The organism is Pseudomonas sp. R1-1 (assembly GCF_051132135.1).
Taxonomy (GTDB): Bacteria; Pseudomonadota; Gammaproteobacteria; order Pseudomonadales; family Pseudomonadaceae; genus Aquipseudomonas.
Genome location: NZ_CP071663.1, coordinates 733375 through 745674, shown reverse-complemented (window position 1 = coordinate 745674; position 12300 = coordinate 733375). Strand labels below are relative to the sequence as shown.

Annotated in this window: 21 protein-coding genes; all 21 read right to left on the bottom strand. The window is 54.6% G+C overall.

What is annotated here, in order from left to right; all coding sequences use genetic code 11:
- Position 1: 1 nt before the first annotated feature.
- Positions 2-535: a 50S ribosomal protein L6 gene (rplF, locus tag J3P75_RS03460; protein WP_007966176.1), complete on the bottom strand. Its 534-nt coding sequence runs from the start codon at positions 533-535 to the stop codon at positions 2-4.
- A gap of 12 nt (positions 536-547) precedes the next feature.
- The gene (gene rpsH / locus J3P75_RS03455) at positions 548-940 is read right to left on the bottom strand and encodes a 30S ribosomal protein S8 (RefSeq protein WP_016772944.1); all 393 of its coding nucleotides are present in this window, start codon (positions 938-940) and stop codon (positions 548-550) included.
- 209 nt (positions 941-1149) lie between these two features.
- A complete protein-coding gene (rpsN, locus tag J3P75_RS03450) occupies positions 1150-1455 on the bottom strand; it encodes a 30S ribosomal protein S14 (RefSeq protein WP_003228726.1) in 306 nt (101 codons plus the stop codon).
- Between the two features lie 13 nt (positions 1456-1468).
- Positions 1469-2008, bottom strand: coding sequence for a 50S ribosomal protein L5 (rplE, locus tag J3P75_RS03445; RefSeq protein ID WP_003210069.1), 540 nt, complete (start codon positions 2006-2008; stop codon positions 1469-1471).
- Positions 2009-2028: 20 nt separating this feature from the next.
- Positions 2029-2343, bottom strand: a complete 315-nt coding sequence (gene rplX / locus J3P75_RS03440; RefSeq protein WP_003186046.1) for a 50S ribosomal protein L24 — start codon at positions 2341-2343, stop codon at positions 2029-2031.
- A gap of 11 nt (positions 2344-2354) precedes the next feature.
- Entirely contained in the window at positions 2355-2723 is a 369-nt protein-coding gene (gene rplN, locus J3P75_RS03435; RefSeq protein ID WP_002555479.1) for a 50S ribosomal protein L14, read from the bottom strand.
- A gap of 23 nt (positions 2724-2746) precedes the next feature.
- Positions 2747-3013 carry a 30S ribosomal protein S17 gene (gene rpsQ / locus J3P75_RS03430; RefSeq protein ID WP_003194644.1) on the bottom strand — a complete coding sequence of 89 codons (267 nt, stop codon included), beginning with the start codon at positions 3011-3013 and terminating at the stop codon, positions 2747-2749.
- 2 nt (positions 3014-3015) lie between these two features.
- Entirely contained in the window at positions 3016-3207 is a 192-nt protein-coding gene (gene rpmC, locus J3P75_RS03425) for a 50S ribosomal protein L29 (protein ID WP_002555481.1), read from the bottom strand.
- Entirely contained in the window at positions 3207-3620 is a 414-nt protein-coding gene (gene rplP, locus J3P75_RS03420; protein ID WP_003228729.1) for a 50S ribosomal protein L16, read from the bottom strand. The genes rpmC and rplP overlap by 1 nt, the downstream gene beginning before the upstream one ends.
- 12 nt (positions 3621-3632) lie before the next feature.
- Positions 3633-4319, bottom strand: coding sequence for a 30S ribosomal protein S3 (gene rpsC / locus J3P75_RS03415; RefSeq protein WP_003176422.1), 687 nt, complete (start codon positions 4317-4319; stop codon positions 3633-3635).
- Between the two features lie 13 nt (positions 4320-4332).
- Complete coding sequence (gene rplV / locus J3P75_RS03410) at positions 4333-4665, bottom strand: 50S ribosomal protein L22 (protein ID WP_003103908.1); 333 nt, start codon at positions 4663-4665, stop codon at positions 4333-4335.
- A gap of 11 nt (positions 4666-4676) precedes the next feature.
- Positions 4677-4952 (bottom strand): 30S ribosomal protein S19, encoded by a 276-nt coding sequence (gene rpsS / locus J3P75_RS03405; protein ID WP_011336172.1) that lies wholly within the window; start codon positions 4950-4952, stop codon positions 4677-4679.
- 16 nt (positions 4953-4968) lie between these two features.
- Complete coding sequence (gene rplB, locus J3P75_RS03400; protein ID WP_003228734.1) at positions 4969-5793, bottom strand: 50S ribosomal protein L2; 825 nt, start codon at positions 5791-5793, stop codon at positions 4969-4971.
- Positions 5794-5807: 14 nt separating this feature from the next.
- Complete coding sequence (rplW, locus tag J3P75_RS03395) at positions 5808-6107, bottom strand: 50S ribosomal protein L23 (protein ID WP_002555488.1); 300 nt, start codon at positions 6105-6107, stop codon at positions 5808-5810.
- Positions 6104-6706 (bottom strand): 50S ribosomal protein L4, encoded by a 603-nt coding sequence (rplD, locus tag J3P75_RS03390; protein ID WP_003228735.1) that lies wholly within the window; start codon positions 6704-6706, stop codon positions 6104-6106. The genes rplW and rplD overlap by 4 nt, the downstream gene beginning before the upstream one ends.
- A 12-nt stretch (positions 6707-6718) precedes the next feature.
- Entirely contained in the window at positions 6719-7354 is a 636-nt protein-coding gene (gene rplC / locus J3P75_RS03385) for a 50S ribosomal protein L3 (RefSeq protein WP_003228738.1), read from the bottom strand.
- A gap of 80 nt (positions 7355-7434) precedes the next feature.
- Positions 7435-7746 carry a 30S ribosomal protein S10 gene (gene rpsJ, locus J3P75_RS03380; RefSeq protein ID WP_003186070.1) on the bottom strand — a complete coding sequence of 104 codons (312 nt, stop codon included), beginning with the start codon at positions 7744-7746 and terminating at the stop codon, positions 7435-7437.
- Between the two features lie 155 nt (positions 7747-7901).
- Entirely contained in the window at positions 7902-9095 is a 1194-nt protein-coding gene (gene tuf, locus J3P75_RS03375) for an elongation factor Tu (RefSeq protein WP_024014521.1), read from the bottom strand.
- Positions 9096-9126: 31 nt separating this feature from the next.
- A complete protein-coding gene (gene fusA / locus J3P75_RS03370) occupies positions 9127-11232 on the bottom strand; it encodes an elongation factor G (RefSeq protein WP_090286772.1) in 2106 nt (701 codons plus the stop codon).
- A gap of 30 nt (positions 11233-11262) precedes the next feature.
- A complete protein-coding gene (rpsG, locus tag J3P75_RS03365) occupies positions 11263-11736 on the bottom strand; it encodes a 30S ribosomal protein S7 (protein ID WP_016772941.1) in 474 nt (157 codons plus the stop codon).
- A 108-nt stretch (positions 11737-11844) separates the two neighbouring features.
- A complete protein-coding gene (gene rpsL, locus J3P75_RS03360) occupies positions 11845-12216 on the bottom strand; it encodes a 30S ribosomal protein S12 (protein ID WP_003186084.1) in 372 nt (123 codons plus the stop codon).
- Positions 12217-12300: the final 84 nt, after the last annotated feature.

The window sequence follows — 12300 nt, the reverse complement described above, 5'->3', positions numbered from 1 at the left end:
CCTACTTCTTCTTGGCTTCTTTACGACGGACGACTTCGTCCGCGTAGCGCACACCTTTGCCTTTGTACGGCTCTGGTGGACGGAAGTCGCGGATCTCAGCGGCCACTTGACCTACCAGCTGCTTGTCGATGCCCTTGATCAGGATATCGGTCTGGCTAGGAGTCTCAGCGGTGATGCCTTGCGGCAGTTCGTAATCCACTGGGTGCGAGAAGCCAAGAGCCAGGTTCAGAACCTGACCTTTTGCTTGCGCCTTGTAACCAACACCGACCAGCTGGAGCTTGCGCTCGAAGCCTTGGCTTACGCCCTGGACCATGTTGTTTACCAACGCACGCGTGGTACCGGCCATTGCGCGAGTCTGTTGATCGCCATTGCGAGCAGCGAAACGCAGCTCACCAGCTTCTTCAACGATCTCAACGGACGAATGGATGTTCAGTTCAAGAGTACCCTTGGCACCCTTCACCGAAAGCTGTTGGCCTGCGAATTTGACTTCGACACCGGCTGGCAGCTTAACGGGGTTCTTAGCGACGCGAGACATGCTTATCCCCCCTTAGAACACAGTGCAAAGAACTTCGCCGCCGACACCGGCAGCGCGCGCAGCACGATCCGTCATCACACCTTTGTTGGTGGAGACGATAGACACGCCAAGACCGCCACGAACTTTCGGCAGATCTTCAACGGACTTGTACTGACGCAGGCCTGGACGACTAACGCGCTTCACTTCTTCGATAACCGGACGGCCTTCGAAGTACTTCAGCGAGATGGACAACGACGGCTTGGCGTCGGTGGTGATCTGAAAATCCGCGATGTAACCTTCGTCCTTCAGGACTTTTGCTACAGCAGCCTTCAACGTGGAAGACGGCATGCTTACGACAGACTTTTCAGCCATCTGGGCATTACGGATTCGAGTTAGCATGTCCGCTAACGGGTCCTGCATACTCATGGGCTAGACGCTCCTAATACAGAAAAATTAGCCTTGCGGCTACTACTTGTCGCCGAGAACTTCCGGGCATGAAAAAACACGGGCTCAGGCGAGCCGGTCATTCTAGACACACCCCAGAAATGAATCAAGCCCCAAAAGGGGCTTGATTCACATTCAAGGCACCGATGGTCAGGTTTTTGCAAACCCGGCCATCGAGGCTTTGACGACTATTACCAGCTGGCTTTAACCAGACCTGGAACGTCACCACGCATTGCAGCTTCACGCAGCTTGTTACGGCCGAGGCCGAACTTGCGGTAAACGCCGTGCGGACGACCAGTCAGGCGGCAACGGTTACGCATGCGAGAAGCGCTTGCGTCACGTGGTTGCTTCTGCAGAGCTACGGTAGCTTCCCAACGCGCTTCTGGACTTGCGTTCAGATCGACGATGATAGCTTTCAGCGCTGCACGCTTGGTGGCGTACTTGGCAACGGTGAGCTGACGCTTCAGCTCACGGTTTTTCATGCTCTTCTTGGCCATTTTCCTACTCCAATCAGTTGCGGAACGGGAATTTGAAAGCACGCAGCAGCGCGCGACCTTCATCATCGTTCTTGGCAGTGGTGGTCAGGGTAATGTCCAGACCGCGGAGAGCATCGATCTTGTCGTAGTCGATTTCAGGGAAAATGATCTGCTCTTTCACGCCCATGCTGTAGTTGCCACGACCATCGAAGGACTTGGCATTCAGGCCGCGGAAGTCGCGAACCCGAGGCAGGGAGATCGACAGCAGACGATCCAGGAACTCGTACATACGCTCACGGCGCAGAGTCACTTTGACGCCGATCGGCCATCCTTCGCGGACTTTGAAGCCTGCGATGGATTTACGAGCGTAGGTCACAACGACTTTCTGGCCGGTGATCTTTTCCAGGTCAGCAACAGCGTGTTCGATGACTTTTTTGTCGCCGATCGCTTCGCCCAGACCCATGTTCAGGGTGATTTTGGTAACGCGCGGAACTTCCATCACGTTCGAAAGCTTAAGTTCTTCCTTAAGTTTCGGAGCGATTTCCTTCCGGTAAATCTCTTTTAGTCGTGCCATGGTCTTCTACCTAGCAGTGTTCAAGCATCAACCGCTTTTTGGGTCGACTTGAAGACACGAATTTTCTTACCGTCTTCTACTTTGAAACCAACGCGGTCAGCCTTGTTGGTTTCGCCGTTGAAGATGGCGACGTTGGAAGCGTGCAGTGGCGCTTCTTTCTCGACGATACCGCCCTGTACGCCCGACATCGGGTTAGGCTTGGTATGACGCTTGACCAGGTTCAGACCACCAACAACCAGACGGTTGTCAGCAAGAACCTTCAGCACCTTACCGCGCTTACCTTTGTCTTTGCCGGCGATCACGATGATCTCGTCGTCACGACGAATCTTTTGCATGTCGGATCTCCTTACAGCACTTCTGGGGCGAGCGAGACGATCTTCATGAACTTCTCAGTACGAAGTTCACGGGTCACTGGCCCAAAGATACGGGTGCCGATCGGCTCTTGCTTGTTGTTCAGAAGAACAGCAGCGTTGCCATCAAAGCGGATAATGGAGCCATCAGCACGACGTACGCCGTGACGAGTGCGGACTACAACAGCAGTCATCACTTGGCCTTTTTTCACTTTACCGCGAGGAATTGCTTCCTTCACGGTAACTTTGATGATGTCACCGATACCAGCGTAACGACGATGGGAGCCACCCAGCACCTTGATGCACATAACACGGCGAGCGCCGCTGTTATCGGCCACATCGAGCATGGATTGAGTCTGAATCATATAATTTCTCCGACCCCTAGCCCTTAGACTTCCACAGCGCGTTCGAGAACATCAACCAGTGCCCAAGACTTGGTCTTGGCCATCGGACGAGTTTCACGAATAGTGACTTTGTCGCCGATGTGGCACTGATTGGTTTCGTCGTGCGCGTGCAGCTTAGTCGAACGCTTAACGTATTTACCGTAGATCGGGTGCTTAACGCGACGCTCGATCAGAACGGTGATGGTTTTGTCCATCTTGTCGCTGACAACACGGCCAGTCAGCGTACGGACAGTTTTTTCGGCTTCAGCCATGATCACTTACCTGCCTGCTGGTTGAGCACAGTCTTCACGCGAGCGATGTCACGCTTAACTTGCGAGAGCAGATGAGACTGCCCCAACTGGCCAGTTGCTTTCTGCATGCGCAGATTGAACTGGTCGCGCAGCAGGCCGAGCAGTTGCTCGTTCAGCTGCTGTGCGGATTTTTCACGAAGTTCATTCGCTTTCATCACATCACCGTCCGTTTAACAAAGGAGGTGGCGAGCGGCAGCTTTGCAGCAGCCAGGGCGAAAGCCTCACGCGCCAGCTCTTCAGAAACACCCTCGATTTCATACAGGACTTTGCCTGGCTGAATCTGGGCAACCCAGTATTCCACGTTACCCTTACCTTTACCCATACGAACCTCTAGAGGTTTTTTGGAGATCGGCTTGTCCGGGAATACACGGATCCAGATCTTGCCGCCACGTTTTACGTGACGGGTCAGAGCACGACGCGCTGACTCGATCTGACGAGCGGTGAGACGACCACGAGCAACAGACTTCAGCGCGAACTCGCCGAAGCTGACTTTGCTACCGCGCAGTGCCAGACCACGGTTGTGGCCGGTCATCTGCTTGCGGAACTTCGTACGCTTTGGTTGCAACATTTGGCGTACCCCTTACTTAGCAGCTTTTTTACGAGGCGCTGGTGCTTGTGGTTTCAGTTCTTCTTGGCGACCACCAATAACTTCGCCTTTGAAGATCCAAACCTTTACACCGATCACACCGTAAGTGGTGTGAGCTTCGTAGTTGGCATAGTCGATGTCGGCACGCAGGGTGTGCAATGGCACACGACCTTCGCGATACCATTCAGTACGTGCGATTTCAGCACCGCCGAGACGACCGCTCACTTGGATTTTGATGCCTTTGGCACCAATGCGCATGGCGTTCTGTACTGCGCGCTTCATAGCGCGACGGAACATTACGCGACGCTCCAGCTGCTGAGCTACGCTCTGCGCAACCAGCATACCGTCGAGCTCCGGCTTACGGATCTCTTCGATATTGATGTGCACAGGCACACCCATTTGCTTGGTCAGGTCCTGACGCAGTTTCTCAACATCTTCACCTTTCTTCCCGATAACAATACCTGGACGAGCGGTGTGGATGGTGATGCGTGCAGTTTGGGCCGGACGATGGATATCGATACGGCTTACGGACGCGCTTTTTAGTTTGTCTTGGAGATACTCACGCACTTTCAGATCTGCGAACAAGTAGTCCGCATAAGTCCGACCGTCTGCGTACCAGACGGAGGTGTGCTCCTTGACGATTCCCAGGCGAATGCCAATGGGATGTACTTTCTGACCCATCTCTTCGACTCCGTTACTTGTCAGCAACCTTGACAGTGATATGGCAAGACCGCTTGACGATGCGATCAGCACGGCCTTTGGCACGTGGCATGATGCGCTTCAGCGAACGCCCTTCGTTGACGAAAACGGTGCTGACCTTCAGGTCATCAACGTCTGCGCCTTCGTTATGCTCGGCGTTGGCTACGGCCGACTCCAGCACTTTTTTCATGATCTCGGCGGCTTTCTTACTGCTGAAAGCCAACAGGTTGAGCGCTTCGCCCACCTTCTTCCCGCGGATCTGGTCGGCGACCAAGCGGGCTTTCTGGGCGGAGATTCGAGCGCCCGACAACTTAGCGGCTACTTCCATTTCCTTACCCCTTAACGCTTGGCTTTCTTGTCAGCCACGTGCCCGCGATAGTTGCGGGTACCGGCGAACTCGCCCAGTTTGTGGCCGACCATGTCTTCGTTAACGAGAACCGGGACGTGCTGACGACCGTTGTGTACTGCGATGGTCAGACCGACCATTTGTGGCAGGATCATGGAACGACGCGACCAGGTTTTAATTGGTTTGCGATCGTTCTTTTCCGCCGCCACTTCGATCTTCTTCAGTAGGTGAAGATCAATAAAAGGACCTTTTTTCAGAGAACGTGGCACTGTCGTATCCCTCTATTTACTTGCGACGACGGACGATCATTTTGTCGGTACGCTTATTACCACGAGTCTTCGCGCCCTTAGTCGGGAAGCCCCATGGCGATACCGGATGACGACCACCAGAGGTACGACCTTCACCACCACCATGTGGGTGGTCAACCGGGTTCATGGCAACACCACGAACGGTTGGGCGAACGCCACGCCAGCGTTTGGCACCAGCTTTACCCAGCGAACGCAGGCTGTGCTCGGAGTTCGAGACTTCGCCCAGGGTCGCACGGCATTCAGCCAGGACTTTACGCATCTCACCCGAACGCAGACGCAGGGTAACGTACACACCTTCACGAGCGATCAGCTGAGCCGAAGCACCAGCGGAACGAGCGATCTGTGCGCCTTTACCTGGCTTCAATTCGATGCCGTGTACGGTAGAACCGACTGGAATGTTGCGCAGTTGCAGAGCGTTGCCTGGCTTGATTGGAGCCAGAGCGCCTGCGATCAGCTGGTCGCCAGCACTCACGCCTTTAGGGGCGATGATGTAGCGGCGCTCGCCGTCTGCGTAGCACAGCAGTGCGATGTGAGCAGTACGGTTTGGATCGTATTCGATACGCTCGACAGTGGCGACGATGCCATCTTTGTCGTTGCGACGGAAATCGACCATACGGTAATGCTGCTTATGACCACCACCGATGTGACGAGTGGTAATACGGCCATTGTTGTTACGACCACCAGTCTTCGATTTTTTCTCGAGCAGCGGTGCGTGAGGAGCGCCTTTATGCAGCTCCTGGTTGACCACCTTGACCACAAAACGGCGGCCAGGGGAAGTCGGTTTGCATTTAACGATTGCCATGATGCACCCCTTCCTTACTCAGCACTGCTGCTGAAATCGAGATCTTGGCCTGGCTGAAGGGAGATAACTGCCTTCTTCCAGTCATTACGCTTGCCCAGACCGCGAGCAGTGCGCTTGCTCTTACCCAGAACATTCAGGGTAGTGACGCGCTCTACTTTCACGCTGAACAGGCTTTCGACGGCCTTCTTGATTTCCAGCTTGGTTGCGTCAGTAGCAACCTTGAAAACGAACTGGCCTTTCTTGTCTGCCAGAACCGTAGCCTTCTCGGAAACGTGCGGGCCAAGCAGAACTTTAAATACGCGTTCCTGGTTCATCCCAGCAGCTCCTCGAATTTCTTCACGGCCGACACGGTGATCAACACCTTGTCGTATGCGATCAGACTAACTGGATCGGAACCTTGCACGTCACGTACATCTACGTGCGGCAGGTTGCGAGCAGCCAGGTACAGGTTCTGATCAACAGCGTCCGACACGATGAGAACATCGGTCAGGCTCATGTTGTTCAGCTTGCCCAGCAGATCTTTGGTTTTCGGAGTTTCAACAGCGAAATCCTGAACCACGACCAGACGATCAGTACGCACCAGCTCAGCAAGGATGGAACGCATTGCTGCGCGATACATCTTCTTGTTCAGCTTCTGGGAGTGATCCTGCGGACGAGCTGCGAAAGTGGTACCGCCGCCACGCCAGATTGGGCTACGGATAGTACCGGCACGAGCACGGCCAGTACCTTTCTGACGCCACGGGCGCTTGCCGCCACCACGAACGTCGGAACGGGTCTTCTGCTGCTTGCTACCTTGACGGCCGCCGGCCATGTAGGCCACGACTGCTTGGTGAACCAGCGTCTCGTTGAATTCGCCGCCAAATGTCAGTTCGGAAACTTCGATCGCTTGAGCGTCATTTACATTTAATTGCATGTCAGCTTCCCCTTAACCGCGAGCCTTGGCTGCTGGACGTACAACCAGGTTGCCGCCAGTAGCGCCAGGAACAGCACCCTTGACCAACAACAGATTGCGTTCAGCGTCCACGCGCACTACTTCCAGGGACTGCACGGTCACGCGCTCAGCGCCCATATGACCGGACATTTTTTTGCCCTTGAATACACGACCAGGAGTCTGGCACTGGCCGATAGAGCCTGGGACGCGGTGGGATACGGAGTTACCGTGGGTGTTATCTTGCCCGCGGAAATTCCAACGCTTGATCGTACCCTGGAAGCCTTTACCCTTGGACTGACCGGTTACATCAACCAGTTGACCAGCGGCGAAGATTTCAGCGTTGATCAGATCGCCTGCCTGGTACTCGCCTTCTTCAAGACGGAATTCCATGGTGGTGCGACCAGCGGCAACGTTCGCTTTAGCGAAGTGGCCAGCCTGAGCTGCTGTTACACGCGAAGCACGACGCTCGCCGACAGTGACTTGCACTGCACGATAGCCATCGGTCTCTTCAGTTTTGAACTGGGTGACGCGATTCGGCTCGATCTCAATGACCGTGACCGGAATGGAGACACCTTCTTCGGTGAAAATACGGGTCATACCGCATTTACGACCGACTACACCAATAGTCATGTTGTAAACCTCATGAGTGTACGGGGCTTTCACCCGCTATGGCCGCCCATTTCAGAGCGTTACACGACTAAGACCGAGTCTTAGCCGAGGCTGATCTGCACTTCCACACCGGCCGCAAGATCAAGCTTCATAAGAGCATCAACGGTTTTATCCGTTGGCTGGACGATGTCCAGAACGCGCTTATGAGTGCGGATCTCGTACTGGTCGCGCGCGTCTTTGTTGACGTGCGGGGAAACCAGAACGGTGAACCGCTCTTTACGGGTAGGCAGTGGAATTGGACCACGCACTTGAGCACCAGTACGTTTCGCGGTTTCCACGATTTCCTGGGTTGATTGGTCGATCAGGCGATGGTCAAAAGCCTTCAACCTGATACGGATTTGCTGATTTTGCATTGGATTTCAGACTCCGGCTGCTATTCCCACCGGGCGCAATACGCCCGTTAAAAGGAGGCGCAATTCTATAGACGCCCCCGATAGGTGTCAACCCAATAAAAAAGCCCCCGCTGAGCGGGGGCTTTTTCAATCCATCAAGCTGACTTTAAAAAGTCTTACTCGATGATTTTGGCTACGACGCCGGCGCCGACGGTACGACCGCCTTCACGGATAGCGAAACGCAGACCGTCTTCCATCGCGATGGTTTTGATCAGGGTAACAGTCATCTGAATGTTGTCACCTGGCATTACCATTTCAACGCCTTCTGGCAGCTCGCAGTTACCAGTCACGTCAGTAGTACGGAAGTAGAACTGTGGACGGTAGCCTTTGAAGAACGGAGTGTGACGACCGCCTTCTTCCTTGCTCAGAACGTAAACTTCTGCGGTGAACTTGGTGTGCGGCTTGACCGAACCTGGCTTGACCAGAACCTGGCCACGCTCAACGTCGTCACGCTTGGTACCACGCAGCAGAACACCGCAGTTCTCGCCAGCACGACCTTCGTCGAGCAGTTTGCGGAACATTTCAACACCGGTGCAGGTGGTGGTAGTGGTGTCACGCAGACCAACGATTTCCAGTGCATCCTGAACGCGAACGATACCGCGCTCGATACGACCAGTCACAACAGTACCGCGACCCGAGATCGAGAATACGTCTTCGATTGGCATCAGGAATGGCTTGTCGATCATACGAACTGGTTCTGGGATGTAGGTATCCAGAGTCTCAACCAGTTTACGAACGGCAGTGGTGCCCATTTCGTTGTCGTCTTTGCCTTCCAGCGCCATACGAGCCGAACCGATGATGATCGGAGTGTCGTCGCCTGGGAAGTCGTAGGTCGACAGCAGGTCACGAACTTCCATCTCAACCAGTTCCAGCAGCTCAGCGTCGTCTACCAGGTCAGCCTTGTTCAGGAAAACCACGATGTACGGAACGCCTACCTGACGGGACAGCAGGATGTGCTCACGGGTTTGTGGCATCGGACCATCAGCGGCCGAGCAAACCAGGATCGCGCCGTCCATCTGGGCAGCACCGGTGATCATGTTCTTCACGTAGTCAGCGTGACCTGGGCAGTCAACGTGAGCGTAGTGACGAATAGTCGAGTTGTACTCAACGTGAGCGGTGTTGATGGTGATACCGCGAGCTTTTTCTTCTGGAGCGCTGTCGATCTTGTCGAATTCAACGACGGCAGAACCGAAAACTTCGGAGCAGACGCGAGTCAGAGCAGCGGTCAGAGTGGTTTTACCGTGGTCAACGTGACCGATGGTGCCAACGTTGACGTGCGGTAGGGAACGATCAAATTTTTCTTTAGCCACGACAATTAACTCCTAGCCTAAAGGGGCTGAATCAGCCTTGTTTTTTGGTTACGGATTCGACGATGTGCGACGGAGCCGTATCGTATTTTTTGAATTCCATAGAGTAGCTTGCGCGACCCTGGGACATGGAGCGAACGTCGGTCGCATAACCGAACATCTCACCCAGTGGAACCTCGGCACGGATAACCTTGCCGGACACTGTGTCTTCCATACCCTGGATCATGCCGCGACGACGGTTAAGGTCGCCCATCACATCACCCATATAGTCTTCAGGCGTAACAACTTCTACAGCCATGATCGGCTCGAGCAACTCACCACCGCCCTTCTGGGCCAGTTGCTTGGTCGCCATGGAAGCAGCCACTTTAAACGCCATCTCGTTCGAGTCGACGTCGTGGTAAGAACCATCGAACACGGTAGCCTTCAGGCCGATCAGCGGATAGCCGGCAACTACGCCGTTCTTCATCTGCTCTTCGATACCCTTCTGGATAGCCGGGATGTATTCCTTAGGAACCACACCACCTACAACTTCGTTCACGAATTGCAGACCTTCCTGACCTTCGTCAGCAGGAGCAAAACGAATCCAGCAGTGACCGAACTGGCCGCGACCACCGGACTGACGAACGAACTTGCCTTCGATTTCACAGTTCTTCGTGATGCGCTCACGATACGAAACCTGAGGCTTGCCGATGTTGGCTTCGACGTTGAACTCACGGCGCATCCGGTCAACCAGGATGTCCAGGTGAAGCTCGCCCATGCCGGAGATGATCGTCTGACCAGTCTCTTCATCAGTTTTAACGCGGAAAGACGGGTCTTCCTGAGCAAGTTTGCCCAGAGCGATACCCATTTTTTCCTGGTCATCCTTGGTCTTGGGCTCTACGGCAACCGAAATAACCGGCTCCGGGAAGTCCATGCGAACCAGGATGATTGGCTTGTCAGCGTTGCAGAGGGTTTCACCAGTGGTGACGTCCTTCATGCCGATCAGGGCCGCGATGTCGCCAGCGCGCACTTCCTTGATCTCTTCGCGGGCGTTTGCGTGCATTTGCACCATACGACCCACGCGCTCTTTCTTGCCCTTGACCGAGTTGATCACGCCGTCGCCGGAGTTCAACACGCCCGAGTAAACGCGGACGAAGGTCAGAGTACCCACGAATGGGTCGGTAGCAATCTTGAACGCCAGAGCAGCAAACGGCTCGTCATCGCTTGCGTGACGCTCCATTTCCTCTTCCTCGTTATCAGGGTTGGAACCCTTGATCGCAGGAATATCGGTCGGAGCAGGCAGGTAGTCGATAACGGCGTCGAGAACCAGGGGAACGCCCTTGTTCTTGAACGAAGAACCGCAAACGGCCAGAACGATTTCGCCGGCGATAGTACGCTGACGCAAAGCAGCTTTGATCTCTTCGATCGACAGCTCTTCGCCTTCCAGGTACTTGTTCATCAGCTCTTCGTTGGCTTCGGCGGCAGCTTCAACCATGTTGTTGCGCCACTCTTCAGCCAGCTCTTGCAACTCGGCAGGAATGTCCTTGCGAACAGGGACCATACCCTTGTCAGAGTCGTTCCAGTAGACAGCTTGCATGTTGATCAGATCGATCTGACCCTGGAAGTTGTCTTCGGAACCGATAGCCAGCTGGATCGGCACCGGAGTGTGACCCAGACGCTGCTTGATCTGACCGATCACGCGCAGGAAGTTGGCACCGGCACGGTCCATCTTGTTTACATAAACAAGACGTGGAACGCCGTATTTGTTGGCTTGACGCCATACGGTTTCCGACTGCGGCTCAACACCCGAAGTACCGCAGAATACAACGACAGCGCCGTCGAGTACGCGCAGGGAACGTTCAACTTCAATGGTGAAGTCTACGTGGCCCGGGGTATCGATTACGTTGAAGCGGTGTTCGTGCGGGTACTGCTTCTCGGAACCTTTCCAGAAGGCGGTAATGGCAGCAGAAGTAATGGTAATACCACGCTCCTGCTCCTGAACCATCCAGTCTGTGGTCGCGGCGCCATCATGCACCTCGCCCATTTTGTGACTTTTGCCGGTGTAAAACAGTACGCGCTCGGTGGTGGTGGTTTTACCAGCATCCACGTGAGCGACGATACCGATGTTACGGTAGCGGCTAATCGGAGTAGTACGAGCCATAAAGCCCTCGCAAAATTAGTGAAGCTAAAATTAGAAGCGGTAGTGCGAGAAAGCTTTGTTGGCTTCGGCCATACGGTGCACGTCTTCACGCTTCTTAACAGCAGCACCTTTACCTTCAGCAGCATCCAGCAGTTCGCCAGCCAAACGCAGAGCCATAGACTTCTCGCCACGCTTACGGGCGAAGTCTACCAACCAGCGCATTGCCAGAGCGTTACGACGGGAAGGACGAACCTCGACCGGAACCTGGTAAGTAGCACCACCAACGCGGCGCGACTTCACTTCGACCAGCGGAGCGATGGCGTCGAGTGCTTTTTCGAAGAGTTCCAGGGGATCGGTGCCAGCCTTACGGGCCGCAACGGTTTCCAGGGCACCATAAACGATACGCTCGGCAACGGCCTTCTTGCCGCTTTCCATAACGTGGTTCATGAATTTGGCGAGGATCTGGCTTCCGTATTTCGGATCGTCCAGAATCTCACGCTTTGCTGCTACGCGACGTCTTGGCATGATAAGCCCTCAAGCGGTCTTCAGGTTAGCTCGGGACAGATCCAGAGGATGCGTGCCCGACCTTACTCTTATCGACTCAATAAAATTGAAAAACTGCAAAACGGCCGATTACTTCGGACGCTTGGTACCGTACTTCGAACGACCCTGGTTACGGCCTTTAACGCCGGAAGTATCCAAGGAGCCGCGAACGGTGTGGTAACGAACACCCGGCAAGTCTTTTACACGACCGCCGCGGATCAGTACCACGCTGTGCTCTTGCAGGTTGTGACCTTCACCACCGATGTACGAGGAAACCTCGAAACCGTTGGTCAGGCGCACACGGCATACTTTACGCAGTGCCGAGTTAGGTTTTTTCGGCGTGGTGGTGTACACACGGGTGCACACGCCACGACGTTGCGGGCAGTTCTGCAGCGCAGGTACGTCGGATTTCTCGACGATACGCTTACGCGGCTGACGTACCAGCTGGTTGATAGTTGCCATCTACTAGCTCCACTGTTGTCTTGCGACGCTATTGTCTTGCAAGAAAAGCAAAATGGCAGGAACGAATTCCCGCCAAATTTAGGG

Coding starts and splice junctions, on each gene's coding strand:
- rplF (WP_007966176.1), bottom strand. CDS start 535: ATGTCTCGCGTCGCTAAGAACCCCGTTAAGCTGCCAGCCGGTGTCGAA.
- rpsH (WP_016772944.1), bottom strand. CDS start 940: ATGAGTATGCAGGACCCGTTAGCGGACATGCTAACTCGAATCCGTAAT.
- rpsN (WP_003228726.1), bottom strand. CDS start 1,455: ATGGCCAAGAAGAGCATGAAAAACCGTGAGCTGAAGCGTCAGCTCACC.
- rplE (WP_003210069.1), bottom strand. CDS start 2,008: ATGGCACGACTAAAAGAGATTTACCGGAAGGAAATCGCTCCGAAACTT.
- rplX (WP_003186046.1), bottom strand. CDS start 2,343: ATGCAAAAGATTCGTCGTGACGACGAGATCATCGTGATCGCCGGCAAA.
- rplN (WP_002555479.1), bottom strand. CDS start 2,723: ATGATTCAGACTCAATCCATGCTCGATGTGGCCGATAACAGCGGCGCT.
- rpsQ (WP_003194644.1), bottom strand. CDS start 3,013: ATGGCTGAAGCCGAAAAAACTGTCCGTACGCTGACTGGCCGTGTTGTC.
- rpmC (WP_002555481.1), bottom strand. CDS start 3,207: ATGAAAGCGAATGAACTTCGTGAAAAATCCGCACAGCAGCTGAACGAG.
- rplP (WP_003228729.1), bottom strand. CDS start 3,620: ATGTTGCAACCAAAGCGTACGAAGTTCCGCAAGCAGATGACCGGCCAC.
- rpsC (WP_003176422.1), bottom strand. CDS start 4,319: ATGGGTCAGAAAGTACATCCCATTGGCATTCGCCTGGGAATCGTCAAG.
- rplV (WP_003103908.1), bottom strand. CDS start 4,665: ATGGAAGTAGCCGCTAAGTTGTCGGGCGCTCGAATCTCCGCCCAGAAA.
- rplB (WP_003228734.1), bottom strand. CDS start 5,793: ATGGCAATCGTTAAATGCAAACCGACTTCCCCTGGCCGCCGTTTTGTG.
- rplW (WP_002555488.1), bottom strand. CDS start 6,107: ATGAACCAGGAACGCGTATTTAAAGTTCTGCTTGGCCCGCACGTTTCC.
- rplD (WP_003228735.1), bottom strand. CDS start 6,706: ATGCAATTAAATGTAAATGACGCTCAAGCGATCGAAGTTTCCGAACTG.
- rplC (WP_003228738.1), bottom strand. CDS start 7,354: ATGACTATTGGTGTAGTCGGTCGTAAATGCGGTATGACCCGTATTTTC.
- rpsJ (WP_003186070.1), bottom strand. CDS start 7,746: ATGCAAAATCAGCAAATCCGTATCAGGTTGAAGGCTTTTGACCATCGC.
- fusA (WP_090286772.1), bottom strand. CDS start 11,232: ATGGCTCGTACTACTCCGATTAGCCGCTACCGTAACATCGGTATCGTC.
- rpsG (WP_016772941.1), bottom strand. CDS start 11,736: ATGCCAAGACGTCGCGTAGCAGCAAAGCGTGAGATTCTGGACGATCCG.
- rpsL (WP_003186084.1), bottom strand. CDS start 12,216: ATGGCAACTATCAACCAGCTGGTACGTCAGCCGCGTAAGCGTATCGTC.